The organism is Rhodococcus sp. 27YEA15, from assembly GCF_049739425.1.
Lineage (GTDB): Bacteria > Actinomycetota > Actinomycetes > Mycobacteriales > Mycobacteriaceae > Rhodococcus_F.
Genome location: NZ_JBMHHW010000001.1, coordinates 2,193,892 through 2,209,109 on the forward strand (window position 1 = coordinate 2,193,892; position 15,218 = coordinate 2,209,109).

Consider the following 15,218-nt stretch of genomic DNA (forward strand, 5'->3'; position numbering starts at 1 on the left):
ACTGAACAAGCTTCTATCGGAGTGTCGGCACCGTTCGAGGTGCCGGCACTCCGGTTTGTTTCCCCGGGACCTAGTGTCATTATATAGAGGACAATAGTCCCGAATGGACGTTTGGTGTGGATTCGGATTTCGGAGCTGCACCACGGGCTCCTCACGGCTCGGGGCGGTCGGTGGGGGAGTAATTTCGTCCGTCTGCATCATGACGAGCCATACAAGGGAGATACGCGTGGAAGGCAGTCCCGATCGAGGATTCGCATCAGTTCATCCCATCGATGCCTTCCCGCTCTCGGCCGCTCAGCATGCGCTGCTCGTCGCCCAGCAGCTTCGACCGGAAGTTCCGGTATGCATCGCCCAGTATTTCGACATCTCCGGTGCTCTCGACCTCGATGCGCTGGTCACAGCCTCGAAACGGGCTGGACGGGAGATCGGATCCGGGTACCTTCGACTGGTCGAGATCGACGGGATCGTCATGCAGTACGTCGACCCCGAATTGCAGGACACCCTCACCGTGGTCGATCTGCGAGCGGAAGCCGATCCGGCAGCGGCCGCGCGCAGGTGGATGCACGACGAGTACACACGCCCGGTCGACCCACTCCGCGAGCGAATGGTGCTGCTGGCCGTTCTGATACTCGACGACGGTCACCACTACTGGTACAGCCGGATCCACCACGTCGCGCTCGACGGGTTCGGCGCCATGGCGATGATGAGCCGCGCTGCGGAAATCTACACGGCTCTCGTCCTCGGGCATCCGGTGCCGGAGCTGGTTGCCGAATCGTTGCAGTCCCTCGTCGGGTCGGAAGCGGATTACCAGCATTCGTCCCGGCGGGCTCGCGATCGTGAGTACTGGCACGGGAAGATGCGACGGGCAGGCGCAGCCACGTCACTTGCCGGCAGATCCGCCCCGTCGACCGTCCGCACCCGGCTGAGTTCGGTCACGGTACCCAGAGCGCTCGGGTCGGCGATCTACCGCGGCGCCGACAGACACGACGTGAGCACCGCAACCCTGATCGTCGGTGCCCTCGCCGCGTACCTCGCTCGCGCTGTCGGTGTCCGGGACGTGACACTTAGCCTGCCGGTGTCGGGGCGAACCACCAAAGCTGCCCGCCGATCCGGCGGCATGATGTCGAACGTCGTACCGATCACATCCAGAGTCGATCCGACTCTGGATGTGGGATCACTCCTCAGGGAGATGAAGCTCGAGCTCACCGGCGCGCTCCGCCACCAGAAGTACCGGTACGAGGATCTTCGCCGTGATCTCGACCTGACCGGGGACCGGGTGGTTCGGCGCGATTTCGGTGGCCCGCTGGTCAATCTGATGCTTTTCCACACCGGCGTCGTCCTCGGGGACGCACACGGACTACTCCGAGTTCTCGCGACCGGTCCGATCGAAGACCTGTCGGTCAACGTGTACCAGACGTCGACCGGGTCCGAGTTGCAGATCGATTTCGTGGCCAATCCCGACCTGTACTCCGACGACGATCTCGCCCGCCATCACCACCGGTTTCTCGAGTTCCTGGACCTGTTCTGCGCGGCATCGACGACGACACAGTTGATGAACGTCGACCCGGAGTCCGCGTCGACGTGGGTCGGGCGAGTACAGCAGGCCACCAACCTCGAATACTGGACCGCGAAACTCGCCGTCCCGGCCGAAGAACTCGGACTTCCGGTAGCCGAATCCGGTGGCCGGTCCACCACCGCCGTCGTCGTCGAACACGAGATGCTCGCGCAGCTCGACGCGTTGGCGGAAGCGGCGGGTACGAGCCTGTTCGTGGTGCTCCACACCGCGATGACCGGGCTTCTGCGCCGTCTGGGTACCTCGGAGGAGGTGTCGATCGGAGTATCGGTTCGCGGGTACGGTGCCAACAATCCGGATGATTTCGTCTCGATGTTCGCCAACCAACTCGTGTTGCGGACCGCTGTCTCGCCCACATCGTCGATGGCGGCGCTGATCCGCACCGTGGACTCCGTCGCCGTCGAGGCGCTCGAACACGCCGACATCCTGTTTTCCGCGGTGACCTCGGCGATCGGCGAACGAAAGTCGGTTGATCCAGGTCCGTCGTTTCGGGCGATGATCTGCTTCGAGGAGCCGGTGGACGCGCATCCGGGCTTCCCCGGACTGATGGTCGGTGCTCCCATCGCCTCGGATCTGGCATGTGTACCCGAACTGTTGATCTCGCTGTCCGTCCCCACCGGTTCGGGTGAAGGTACCGACCGTCGGATCACCGGACTCCTCGATTGGTTGGGCCCGGCGGATCAGGCTGCCGACCTCGCAGATAGGTTCCTGCGAATTCTCACCGCGATGATCACCACCCCGGACGGAGCACTCGCTGCCGTCGACCTCCTTCGGCCGGACGATCGACTGGCGCTGGTGCCGCCTGCGCTGCCCGCGGCGACCACCCGTACGCTCGTCGAGGTCTTCTCGGCTGCTGCGGCCGAGTTCTCCGATACCGACGCCGTCGTCGCCGATTCGGTTCGGATCACGTACCGCGAACTCGACGAGCGGTCGAACCGTCTGGCGCGCAAGCTGATCCGCCTCGGTGTGCGCAGCGAGTCGATCGTCGGAGTGATGCTCGGAAAATCGGTCGACCTGGTAGTTGCCGTGATCGCCGTACTCAAAGCCGGCGGTGCGTACCTGCCACTGGACCGCGCGCACCCGGCCGACCGGATCGCCTACATCGTCGCCGATGCGAAGCCGGTCGCCGTCATCACCGACGACGCGAAGCCGGTCGCGGGCATCACCGACGACACCGGCGACGAGCTTGGGGCGGTTCCCTCGATCGGGGTCGATGCCGACGGATATTCGGAGGCGGCGATCACCCCGTCCGGTTTTCACTCAGCGGCAAATCTGGCCTATGTCATCTACACCTCGGGTTCCACCGGACGTCCCAAGGGTGTTGCCGTCACCCACGAGACGGTGGTGCGACTGTTCGAGAACACCCGCACCGACTTCGACTTCGGGCCGAACGACGTGTGGACGATGTTCCATTCGTTCGCGTTCGACTTCTCGGTCTGGGAACTGTGGGGTGCCCTCCTGCACGGCGGACGGTTGATTCTGGTCGACCACGATCTGGCCCGCGATCCGGAGAAGTTCCGTGCCGTCGTCGCCGCCGAAGGTGTGACCGTACTCAACCAGACGCCGTCGGCGTTCTACCAGTACATCGAGGCTGATCGGATCGCCGACTCCACCACGAGTCTGCGATACGTGATCTTCGGCGGCGAAGCGCTGGACGTGCGCCGGCTCGATCGTTGGTACGGGCGTCACACGGACTCGGTCCCGCAATTGGTGAACATGTACGGCATCACCGAAACCACGGTGCACGTAACACGTTTCGACCTCGATGCCACGACGACAGCTCCGGTATCCGGAAGCCGAATCGGGGACGCCATCGACGGGCTGCGGGTCTATCTCCTCGACGACCGGCTGGCACCGGTACCGGTCGGCGTGGTCGGCGAAATCTACGTCGCGGGCGGGCAACTCGCCCGCGGCTATCTCAGTCGCCCGTCGCTGAGCGCCGGCCGGTTCGTGGCCGATCCGTTCACGTCGGACGGTCGACGCCTGTACCGCTCGGGTGATCGAGCCCGTTGGGCGGCGCCAGGGCGCCTCGAATACGTCGGACGTGGCGATGCGCAGGTCAAACTGCGCGGATACCGGATCGAACTCGGTGAGATCGACGCCGTCATCCGCAGTGCGCCGGAGATCGTCGAGGCGGTCACGGTGGTGGCCCCTACCCCGGCCGGCGGCGCCCTGGTGACGTACGTGACCGCTGGGTCCTCCCGGGTGGACACCGAGGTGCTCCGCTCGTGGGCGGGTGAGCGCTTGCCGTCGTACATGGTTCCCGACGCTGTCATGACAATCGACTCGATTCCGCTGACCACCAACGGCAAACTCGATCATCGTGCACTACCGGCGCCGATTCTGGGTTCCGTCACCGACTTCCGGCCACCGGTCACCGAACACGAGATCCTGGTGGCGGAGACTCTCGCGGACGTACTCGGGTGTGAGCCGCTCGGGCTCGACGACAGTTTCTTCCGGCTCGGCGGAAACTCACTCGTCGCCACGACTGTGGTCGCCCGGCTGGCCGAGGCGACCGGTTCCCGTATTCCATTGCGGGCGTTCTTCGATCAGCCCACAGTTGCCGGTATCGCCGCGGCGATGGATCGAGAGTCCGTGACGACGGCCGCTGAAGCGATCGGACCGCAGCCTCGACCCGATGTGCTCGATTTGGCCCCGGCGCAGCAACGCTTGTGGTTCCTGAACCGGGTGGCCCCGGAGTCCGGCGCCTACAACATCCCGTTTTCGGTGTCTTTGCGTGGCGCGATCGATGTCGACGCTCTCGAAGCCGCCCTCGGTGACGTGGTGGCCCGGCACGAATCCCTGCGCACGATCTTTCCGCAGCCGGGGGAGTATCCGGTGCAGCAGATCCTCGACGTCGACCACCCCGCGACACCGCTGACACGGATCGAGTCGACCCGCCGAACGGTGAACGCGCAGATCCACGAGTTCGCTTCGGCGGGATTCGACCTGCGCACCGAACGTCCGCTGCGTTGGATCCTGATGGACGTCGTGGACGGCGACGAGTCGATCCTCGTGCTGGTCCTGCACCACATCGTGGCCGACGGATGGTCACTTGCACCGTTCGCCGCTGATCTGACGGCAGCGTACGCAGCCCGAGCCGCCGGCGCCGCGCCGCACTGGCCGCCGCTGCCCCTGCAGTACGCGGACTACGCGCTCCGGCAACGCGAATTTCTCGGTGATCTCGCAGACCCGGGCTCGCCTGCCGCACGACAGATCGCGTTCTGGACCGACACCCTGCACGGCGCGCCCGCGCAACTGGAACTGCCCACCGACCGACCTCGGCCGCTGGACCCGACGATGCGCAGCGCGCATACGAACTTCGGGATCGACGCATCGACTCACCGACGGCTGACGGCTTTCGCGTCAGGACGCGAGGCCACCACGTTCATGGCCGTGCACGCCGTTTTCGCGCTACTGCTCGCCCGCTACGGCGCCACCGACGACATCGTGATCGGTACCCCGGTCGCCGGCCGCGGCGAGCGGTCTCTCGATCTGCTGGTCGGCATGTTCGTCAACACGCTGCCGCTGCGGGTTCGGGTAGATCGCGATGCGTCGTTCGAGAAGTATCTCGACGCGGTCCGGTCCGTCGACGTGGATGCGTTCGCCCATGCGGACGTACCGTTCGACGTGGTCGTCGACGCACTGCAGGTGGAGCGGACGAGCGCACACCATCCGGTTGTCCAGGTGGCGATCACCTCCCGCATCGTCACCGCACACACTGCCGAGGTGGCCGGTGTGTCGATGACGGCCTCGGCGATCGACACCGGGATCGGCAAATTCGATCTCGAACTCACGATCACCGAACGCACGTGCACCACCGAACTCGGGTCGGTCGAGCCGGACGGCATCGACGCCACCTTCACGTACACCAGTGAACTGTTCGACGCCGCGACGATCGAGGCGCTTGCCCGTAACTTCGTGACACTGCTCGAATCGGCGCTGGCGCAACCGTCGACCCAGGTCGGTGACTTACCGCTGCTGAGCAGCGGCGAACGTGAGCGCATTCTCCCGAAGGTCGGTTCGGACCCGGAACCGCAACGCACTCTCGCACGGATACTCGAAGCGACAGCCGCTGCCGTACCCGATGCGGTGGCGCTCGAGGGCGCCGACCATTCACTGACGTACCGCGAGCTCGACGAGCGCTCCAATCAGCTTGCTCGATACCTGATGGATCTGGGAGTGGGAGCGGAAGCGCCTGTCGCGCTCGCACTCGAACGCAGTATCGCGTCGGTCCTCGCGGTGTGGGCGGTCACCAAGGCCGGCGGTGTCTTCGTGCCTGTCGATCCCCGGTATCCAGCCGATCGCGTCGCCCACATGCTCGACGATTCCGGAGTTCGGATCGGTATCCGGTCGGCCGGGCCACATGCCACCGAGCACGACGCCGTGTTCTGGATCGACCCGAGCGAGTCGGTGGTGTCCGCGGACATCGACACGTACCCGACCTCACCGGTCACGGACGACGAACGAACCGCCCCGATCGGAACCGCGTCGGCGGCATACGTCATCTACACCTCCGGTTCCACCGGAGTGCCCAAGGGCACCGTTCTCACCCATTCGGGACTGGCCAACCTCGCCCGCGAACAGCTCGACCGGTACCGGATCGACTCCAGTTCGCGCACTCTGCATTTCGCGTCACCGAGTTTCGACGGCGCTGTGCTGGAACTGCTCCTTGCCGGTGCGAGTGGCGCGACGACGGTGATCGCACCCGCCGACGTGTTCGGTGGTGACATGCTGGCAGCGTTCCTACGGGAGCGGGCCGTCACCCATGCGTTCGTCACGCCGACGGCGCTGGCCACCGTCGATCCCGACGGTCTCGGAACCCTCCAATGCGTCGTCGTGGGCGGCGACGTGTGCACACCGGAACTCGTCGAGAGTTGGGGTCGGGACCGTCGTCTGCACAATGGGTACGGACCTACCGAAACCACTGTCATGGTCGCGATCAGCGATCCGCTCGAACCCGGCGATCCGATCACGATCGGCGGACCGATCAGAGGGATCGACGCTGTGGTGCTCGACTCGCGGCTGCAACCCGTCCCGGTCGGGGGGGTGGGCGAGTTGTACATCGGCGGACCGGGGGTGGCCCGCGGCTACCACCGCCGGACGTCGCTGACCGCAGCCCGTTTCATCGCCCACCCGTACCGCAGTGACGGCTCGCGGATGTACCGAACCGGTGATCTGGTGCGCTGGACCGAACATCTGACCCTGCGGTACGTCGGCCGCAGCGACCACCAGATCAAGATCCGTGGATTCCGCATCGAACTCGGTGAGATCGACGCCCGCCTGATGGAATATCCGGCGGTGACGTTCGCCACGACGATCGGTGTGGACGGCGCCACCGGAACCGTCCTCGCGTCCTACGTGACCACTGTCGACGGCGGCGAGGACACGGCGCCGCTGTTCGATTTCCTGGCACGCACCTTGCCGCCCTACATGATTCCCGCGACGATCACGCACATCGAGACGATTCCCCTCACTCCGGTCGGAAAACTCGATCGCGCCGCCTTGCCCCGTCCGGTACCGCGCAGTCGGGGAACGGAGCGGCGAGAGCCCGCAGCAGGTCTGGAACGGACCGTCGCCGACGTATTGGCCGCACTTCTCGACGTCGCCGACGTCGGCGCCACCGACAGCTTCTTCGATCTCGGCGGCAATTCGTTGATCGCCACGCAACTGACGGCCAGGTTGGCCGCCGCCACCGGATTCGACGTCGACGTCCGCACCGTCTTCGAGGCTCCCACCGTCGAGGGGCTCGCGGCTCGACTGGGCTCCGGCTCTCAACGAATCGACGACCGTCCGGCGTTGACCGCGCAGGATCGTCCGGAGCGGGTGCCGCTCTCGGCGGCCCAGCAGCGTCTGTGGTTCGTCAACCGCTTCGACCCGGCGTCACCGAGTTACAACATCGCCTTCTCGATCCGCCTCACCGGGCGTATCCACGCCGACGTCCTGGAGGCGGCACTCACCGACGTGATCGCCCGGCACGAATCCCTGCGCACCACCTACGCCGAGGATTCCGAGGGATCCACGCAAATCGTGCACCCCGTCGATGCCGTCGAGTTCTCGTTGCAGCGCGGCGTGGGTTCCGACGACTCGACCACCGCAGCGGCCCGCTTCGCGGCGCGAGGGTTCGACATGGCGATCGAGCAGCCGATCCGTGCGCTGCTGGTACCTGACGGGGCGCAGTCACACGTCCTCGTCGTGGTCGTGCACCACATCGCATTCGACGGTTGGTCGCTGACACCGTTTGCCGCCGACTTCGCTCAGGCGTTCGCCGCGCGGACGGTGGGCGAGGCACCCACATTCACGCCGCTCGCAGTGCAGTACGCCGACTATGCGCTCTGGCAACAACAGTTGTCGGGTCGCATCGACGACCCGGACACCCGCGCCGGACGCGAACTCGCATTCTGGCTCGACACCCTGGCCGGTGCGCCCGAAGAGTTGGCACTTCCCACCGACCGACCTCGCGTCGGACGCGCCGATACGTCCGTCGGAACCGTCCCCGTCCGGATCGACCCGGAGGTGTCGTACCGGTTACGGGCCCTTGCAGCGCGTACCGGGATCACCCAGTTCATGGTGCTGCACGCGATCGTGAGTGTGGTCCTGGCGAAACTCGCCGCGACCGACGACATCGTGATCGGCACCCCGGTCGCGGGCCGGGGCAACCCCGAACTGGACGCGCTCGTGGGAATGTTCGTCAATTCGGTGGCGCTGCGGACCCGCGTCGACGCCGAACTCACCTTCGCCGACCACCTCGCTGTCGTGCGCGATGTGGATCTGGCCGCGTTCGCGCACACCGACCTGCCGTTCGAAAACCTGGTGGACGCGCTCGCCCCGGATCGCTCGACGTCGAAACACCCTGTGTTCCAAGTGATGCTCTCCTACCATCAGAATCTGACCGCCACCCGCATGACGGTGCGCGACGTGCTGTTCGAGGCCCAGTCGCTCGAGCCGATCGCCGCGAAATTCGATCTGGAACTGACCTTGATCGACGACGGCCGCGACGGTACCGCGCTCGAAGGTTCGCTGCGATACGCGCACGCCCTGTTCGACCGGAACACCGCGGCGGCGATCGCCACCCGATTCGAGCAGGTCGCCCGCGCGGTGACCACCGATCCGGGTCTACGGATCGCCGATGTCGACGTCCTCACACCGGACGAAAGATCGGCCCTGACGCCGGTACGCGGGCGTCATTGGCAGCAGACCCGCACCCTGCCCGACCTTCTCACCGCCGCCGCGACCAAGGCTCCTGACGCGGTGGCAGTCGTCGACGGGAACCGCACCGTCACCTATGGTGAGCTACTCGGACGCGCGTGCACCCTGGCGCGGCGGTTGACCGTCGAGGGAATCGGTGCCGAAGACATCGTCGCGATCGCCATCCCCAGATCCGTCGAATCGGTACTCGCCCTGTGGGCGGTCGCCTTGACCGGTGCCGCTTTCGTACCGGTCGATCCCCGGTATCCGACGGACCGCATCCTGCACATGCTCGTCGACTCGGGTGCAAGTCGCGGCCTGACCACGACAGCAGAGGTGGACGCCCTCGCGCGGACCGTTCCGTGGATGATCCTCGAACCGGTCGACGAAACGCGGATCGAACAGTTCGTTCCCGCGGCGCCGATCCACGTCGACAACGTCGCTTACATCATCTACACCTCGGGTTCGACCGGAAAACCCAAGGGGGTGAGCGTCACCCACCGCGGGCTCGCGGCACTGGCCGCCGAGCAGACCCAACGCTACGACATCGACGAAACGTCACGGACGCTCCATTTCTCCTCACCGAGCTTCGACGCCTCGATCCTCGAACTGCTCCTCGCCGTCGGCGTCGGCGCGACGACGGTCATCGCCTCGCCGCAGATCTACGGCGGCGACGACCTGGCCCGGTTGGTGACCGAACAGCAGGTCACCCACGCGTTCATCACACCGTCGGCGCTGGCGTCGGTGAATCCGGACGGACTCGACGTGCTCCGCTCGGTGGTCGTCGGCGGCGAGGCCTGCCCGCCCGACCTGGTCCGCAGATGGGCGCCCGGCCGCCGGCTCTTCAACGGGTACGGACCCACCGAGACCACCGTCATGGTCTGCATCAGTGACGCGTTGACGGTGGGCGCGCCGGTCACGATCGGCGGCCCCGTCCGAGGAGTCGCCGCCCTCGTTCTCGACTCGTCCGGACATCCCGTCCCGCGGGGCGTGCGCGGCGAGCTCTACATCGCCGGCCTCGGCCTCGCCCGCGGCTACCACGATCGACCCGGCCTGACCGCCTCCCGCTTCGTCGCAGCGCCGTTCGGGCCGGCCGGATCGAGGATGTACCGCACCGGAGACATGGTCCGATGGACGGCGACCGGTGAAATCGAATACCTCGGTCGCTCCGACCATCAGGTCAAGATCCGCGGGTTCCGCATCGAACTCGGCGAAATCGACGCCGTGCTCTGCACATATCCGGGAGTCGACGTCGCGGTGACGGTCGACATCACCTCGCCGGCCGGACAGACCGTCCTCGCCTCGTACGTGGTGTGGGCGGGGGAGCCGGACGTGCCTGCGCTGCTCGCACACGCGAAAGCCGCACTACCGGCCTTCATGGTTCCCTCCTCCGTCACCGCCGTGGACCTACTGCCGCTGACTCCGGTCGGCAAACTCGATCGCAGTGCGCTCCCACAGCCACAGACCGTCCAACGCACCGTCGAGCCACCGTCCTCCGACCTGGAGCGGATGATCGCGTCGGCGATCGAGGAACTGCTCGACTGCGGACCGGTGGGCGCGCGCGACAGCTTCTTCGAACTGGGCGGCAACTCACTGCTGGCAACTCGACTGGCAGCACGCTTGAGTGAGTCCGTCGGAACTGACATCTCGGTTCGAGTCCTCTTCGAGCACAGCGAAGTCCGAGCCCTGGCCGCCTATCTCGCCACCGCCGAGCGGGCGATCGGGCTGCCGCCGATCACCCCGCGAGAGCGCTCGACGCAGATTCCCCTCTCGTACGCCCAAGCCCGCATCTGGTTCCTCAACCAGCTCGACACCGGCTCGGCCGCCTACAACGTCCCGGCAGCGCTGGTCCTGGACGGCGCGCTCGACATCGCCGCCATGGACAACGCGATACTCGACGTGATCACCCGACACGAAATCCTGCGAACCGTGTTTCCCGACACCGCTTCCGGCCCGATCCAGGTGGTGCTCGAACCGCGCCGCATCCTCGAACGAGGAGGATCGTCGACCTCGCCCACGCAGTTCGCCGCCCGTGGATTCGACGTGAGCAACGAGATCCCGATCCGTGCGCTACTGCTCGAATCGGCACCCGATCGGCACGTCCTCGTCGTCGTGATTCACCACATCGCCGCCGACGGATCGTCGATCACACCGTTGCTGCGCGATCTCGTCACCGCCTATCTCGCGCACACCAGCGGCTCGGCTGCGCCGAGTGAACCGTTGCCGATCCAGTTCGCGGACTTCGCGTCGTGGCAGCGTACTGCCCTCGGCAGCGCCGACGATGCGTCCAGCGTGCTCGGCATCCAGGCACAGTTCTGGCGCAACACACTGCACGGAGCACCGGATTTGATCGACCTGCCCACCGATCGACCCCGTCCACAGACCCAGTCGCTGGACGGAGCACACGTCCGGTTCACTGTCGCGGAGCAGACCCGCGCCGCCGTGACGGCCTTGGCGGCAGCGTCCGGATCGACGCCGTTCATGGTCCTGCACGCGGCGTTCGCGGTGCTTGTGGCACGGCTGTCCCGCAGCACCGACGTCGTGATCGGCTCGCCCGTCGCCGGTCGCGGGAAGCGGGTGCTCGACGATCTGGTCGGCATGTTCGTCAACACGGTGGCGCTACGGACCCCCGTCGATCTCTCCGATCGGTTCGTCGATTTCCTCGACACGGTGCGCGCGGTGGACCTCGACGCGTTCGCGCACGCCGACATTCCGTTCGAGCAAGTCGTGGAAGTGACCTCGCCGCCTCGCACCACCGACCGCCACCCGCTCTTCCAGACGGCTGTCTCGTTCCACTCCGAAGTCCGGACCGACTTCGCCTTGCCCGGCCTCGCCGTGCAGGTGCAGGAAATCGCTCCGGACATCGCCAAGTTCGACCTGCAGTTGACGATCGTGGAGCAGGGCGCCGGGTACGCTGCGACATTCACCTACGCGCGGGCACTGTTCGACGCGGACACCGTGGAGCGATTCGCCGACATGTTCACCGCGGTCCTCGGCGCGCTCACCGCAGCCCCGACCACTGTGATCGGTGACGTGTGCCTCGAATCGCCCCGAGCGCCACAGGAAACCCTCGACCCGCCTGCCGCCACCCTTGCGGAGTTGCTGATGCGGGCGGCCGCCGATCCGGACGCCGTCGCCGTGGTGGACGTGGCCGGTGCCCGACAACTGACCTACCGGGAACTCGATCGGCGCTCCGACGCACTGGCGTGGGCTCTGATCGGGCGGGGAGTGCGGTCGGACGTAGTCGTCGCCATCGCACTGGCCCGGTCGGTGGACTACGTGGTGGCCCTGTGGGCAGTGGCGAAAGCCGGCGGCGCCTTCCTGCCCGTCGACCCGTCCTACCCGGCCGACCGGATCACCCACATGCTCGCCGACAGCGGGGCGGCCCTCGGCCTCACCGTCGGAGCACACCTCGATCGCCTGCCGGGAGCATCTACCTGGACGGTGATCGACACACCCGAATTCCAGGCCGAACTCGAACGTGCCGTCCCGGACGCACTACCCGAGGTCCCCCTCGAACTCGGCCACCCCGCCTACCTGATCTACACCTCCGGCTCCACCGGCCTGCCCAAGGGCGTGTTGGTCACGCACGCCGGCTTGGCAGCCCTGGCCGCCGAACAACGCGAACGATTCTCGATCGAACCGACGTCGCGGACACTCGGTTTCGCCTCACCCAGTTTCGATGCGTCGATCCTGGAACTGCTCCTGGCCGTCGGAGCCGGCGCCGCCATGGTCATCGCACCCCCGGACGTGTACGGCGGCACCGAACTGCACGAGTTGCTGCGCCGCGAACGAGTCAGCCATGCCTTCGTGACCCCCGCGGCTCTGACGACCGTCGACCCGGCCGGACTCGACGACCTCGAGGTGATCGTCGTCGGCGGTGACGCCTGCACCGCGGAACTGGTGTCCCGCTGGGCGGCGGACCGACAGATGTTCAATGCGTACGGACCCACCGAGGCAACTGTCGCTGTCACCGTCAGCGACGCCCTCACCGTCGGCGAGATCCCCGACATCGGGCGCCCGGTCCGCGGTGTCGAGACACTGGTCCTCGATGCACGACTGCACCGGGTACCCACCGGGGTGGTCGGTGAGCTCTACGTGTGCGGTCCGGCGCTGGCACGCGGCTACGTCGGGCGAGCGGCCTTGACGGCGTCGATGTTCGTCCCGCACCCCGACGGTAGGCCGGGAACCCGGATGTACCGCACCGGCGACCTGGTGCGGGAAGCATCCGACGGCTCACTGTCCTATCTCGGTCGATCCGACAACCAGGTGAAGGTGCGTGGATTCCGAATCGAACTCGGCGAGATCGACGCCGTCCTCGCAGCCGCAGCCTCGGTGCGGTCCGCGCTCTCCGTCGTGATCGGTACCGGCGGTGACGCCCGAATCGTGTCGTACCTCGTTCCCGAGGCCGGGCACGAACTCGACACCACGCTCGTCCGGCGCCATGCGGCGACGTCGCTTCCGACGCACATGGTCCCGTCGCAGGTGGTCGTCATCGACACGATTCCGCGAACACCCGCCGGGAAGATCGACCGCGACGCGCTACCCGAACCCATTCGGGAGCAGACGGCAGGACGTCGACCGGCCGACGCGCGGGAGATCGCGATCAGCGCCGCGTTCGCCGACATTCTCGGCCTCGACACCGAAGCGGTGTTCGCCGACTCCGATTTCTTCGACCTCGGCGGAACCTCGTTGGCGGCGACGCGGCTGATGACCGCGATCGAAGAACACACCGGACGATCGATCCCGGTGTCGTGGATCTTCACCGATTCGACCCCGGAAACCCTCGCACGCCGACTCGGCACCCAACCGACCCACACCGACACCGCGGCCGGACTCGGAGTGCTGCTGACACTGCGTGAAGGTGGTAACGCGGAACCACTGTTCTGCATCCACCCGGCAGTGGGACTCGCCTGGTGCTACGGCGCCCTGAGCAACCACGTCGATGCCGACCGGCCACTGTACGGACTGCAGTCGCCTGCCCTCACCGACCCGGACTTCGAGGCGGCCTCCGTCGAGGAACTCGCTGCCCGGTACGTCGAGGAAATCCGCGCCGTCCAGCCGCACGGTCCCTACCATCTGCTCGGCTGGTCGATCGGCGGACTCGTCGCGCACGCTGCGGCCGTACAACTACAGCACGCGGGGGAGCTCGTCGGCGGGCTGATCATGCTCGACAGCTATGTACTGACCGACCCCGACATGACGGGCGCCCGGCCCTCACTCGGCGAACTGGTCGGTGGACTCGGCGTCGACGTCTCGGGTGTCGAGGATCTCGACGCCGACGACGCCGCTCGGCTGCTGCGCGGTGTGGTGGGCGAGCATCCGCTGGTGTCGAGGGACCGGATCTCGCGGCTGTTCGACGAGTACTCGTCGGGCGCGGACCTCGCTCACCGTTATCGCCCGACACGGTACGACGGCGACCTGTTGTTCTTCTCCGCACAGCCGGTCGAGTTCGATCCGTCGCGGACCGCGTCGGCCTGGCGTCCGTTCACCTCGGGCGCCATCGTGGACCATCCGATCCCGACCTCGCACGCCGACATGTTCACCGACGCCGGAGTCGAGATCTTCGGTCCGTTGATCCAGCGAGCGCTGAACGAGCGGGCCGCGGTGCTCTAGGCGCGTTTCTTGTCTCCGCCGTGCGCCTTGGCCTCGTCGACGCTGCGCTGCAACGCGGCCACGAGATCCACCACGTCGGCGTCGGCACCACCCTCGACGACCTCGGCCGCCGGGATCACCTTCTTGCCGCCGTTCTCGATCATCTCGTCGAGCAACTGCCGGAGCTGGAGTTGGTAGTCGTCGGAGAACTCCGTCGGATCGAAATCTCCCGCCATGCTGTCGACGAGTGTCTGCGCCATGGTCAGTTCTTTCTCCTTCGGCGGCTCCACCCCGTCGAGGGAGGGGAACTCCGCCGCCCGCACCTCGTCCGGCCACAGCAGCGTCTGGATCACCAGTACGCCGTCTCGGGTCCGCATCGCCGCCAGCCGGGTTTTCTGACGCAACGTGAAATGAACCAGCGCGGTCCGGTCACTGTCCGCCAACACCGTCGAGAGCAACACATACGCCTTCGGGGAAGCGGAATCAGGTTCGAGGAAGTAGCTCTTCTCGAACAGCACCGGATCGATCTGCTCGGTCGGAACGAACTCCAATACCGGAATTTCGTGCTTCTCCGCCGCCGGGAGCTTGTCGAAATCCTCGTCGTCGAGGATCACCCGCGAACCGTCCTCGGCGTCGTACGCCTTGTCGATGTCGGCGAACTGCACGATGTTCCCGCACTCGGAGCACACCCGGTTGTACTTGATCCGGCCGCCGTCCTTGGCGTGGACCTGATGAAATTTGACGTCGTGATCCTCGGTCGCGGAGTACACCTTCACCGGAACGTTGACCAGACCGAACGCTATCGAACCTTTCCAAATCGATCGCATGCCCTCCATGATGGTCGCCCTGGCGGGTTCGTGCG

The 15,218-nt window shown here is 66.4% G+C and carries 2 protein-coding genes; one reads left to right on the top strand and one right to left on the bottom strand.

Annotation, left to right across the window (positions count from 1 at the left end):
• Positions 1–226: 226 nt before the first annotated feature.
• Positions 227–14,377, top strand: a complete 14,151-nt coding sequence (locus ABH922_RS10140) for an amino acid adenylation domain-containing protein (RefSeq protein ID WP_424806800.1) — start codon at positions 227–229, stop codon at positions 14,375–14,377.
• Here ABH922_RS10140 and ABH922_RS10145 read toward each other — a convergent pair.
• Entirely contained in the window at positions 14,374–15,192 is an 819-nt protein-coding gene (locus tag ABH922_RS10145; RefSeq protein ID WP_424806801.1) for a Ku protein, read from the bottom strand. The two genes, ABH922_RS10140 and ABH922_RS10145, sit on opposite strands and share 4 nt — an antisense overlap.
• Between the last annotated feature and the right edge of the window lie 26 nt (positions 15,193–15,218).

Excerpts from the sequence above, each read along its gene's own strand:
- ABH922_RS10145 (WP_424806801.1), bottom strand. The coding sequence starts at position 15,192 with ATGGAGGGCATGCGATCGATTTGGAAAGGTTCGATAGCGTTCGGTCTG.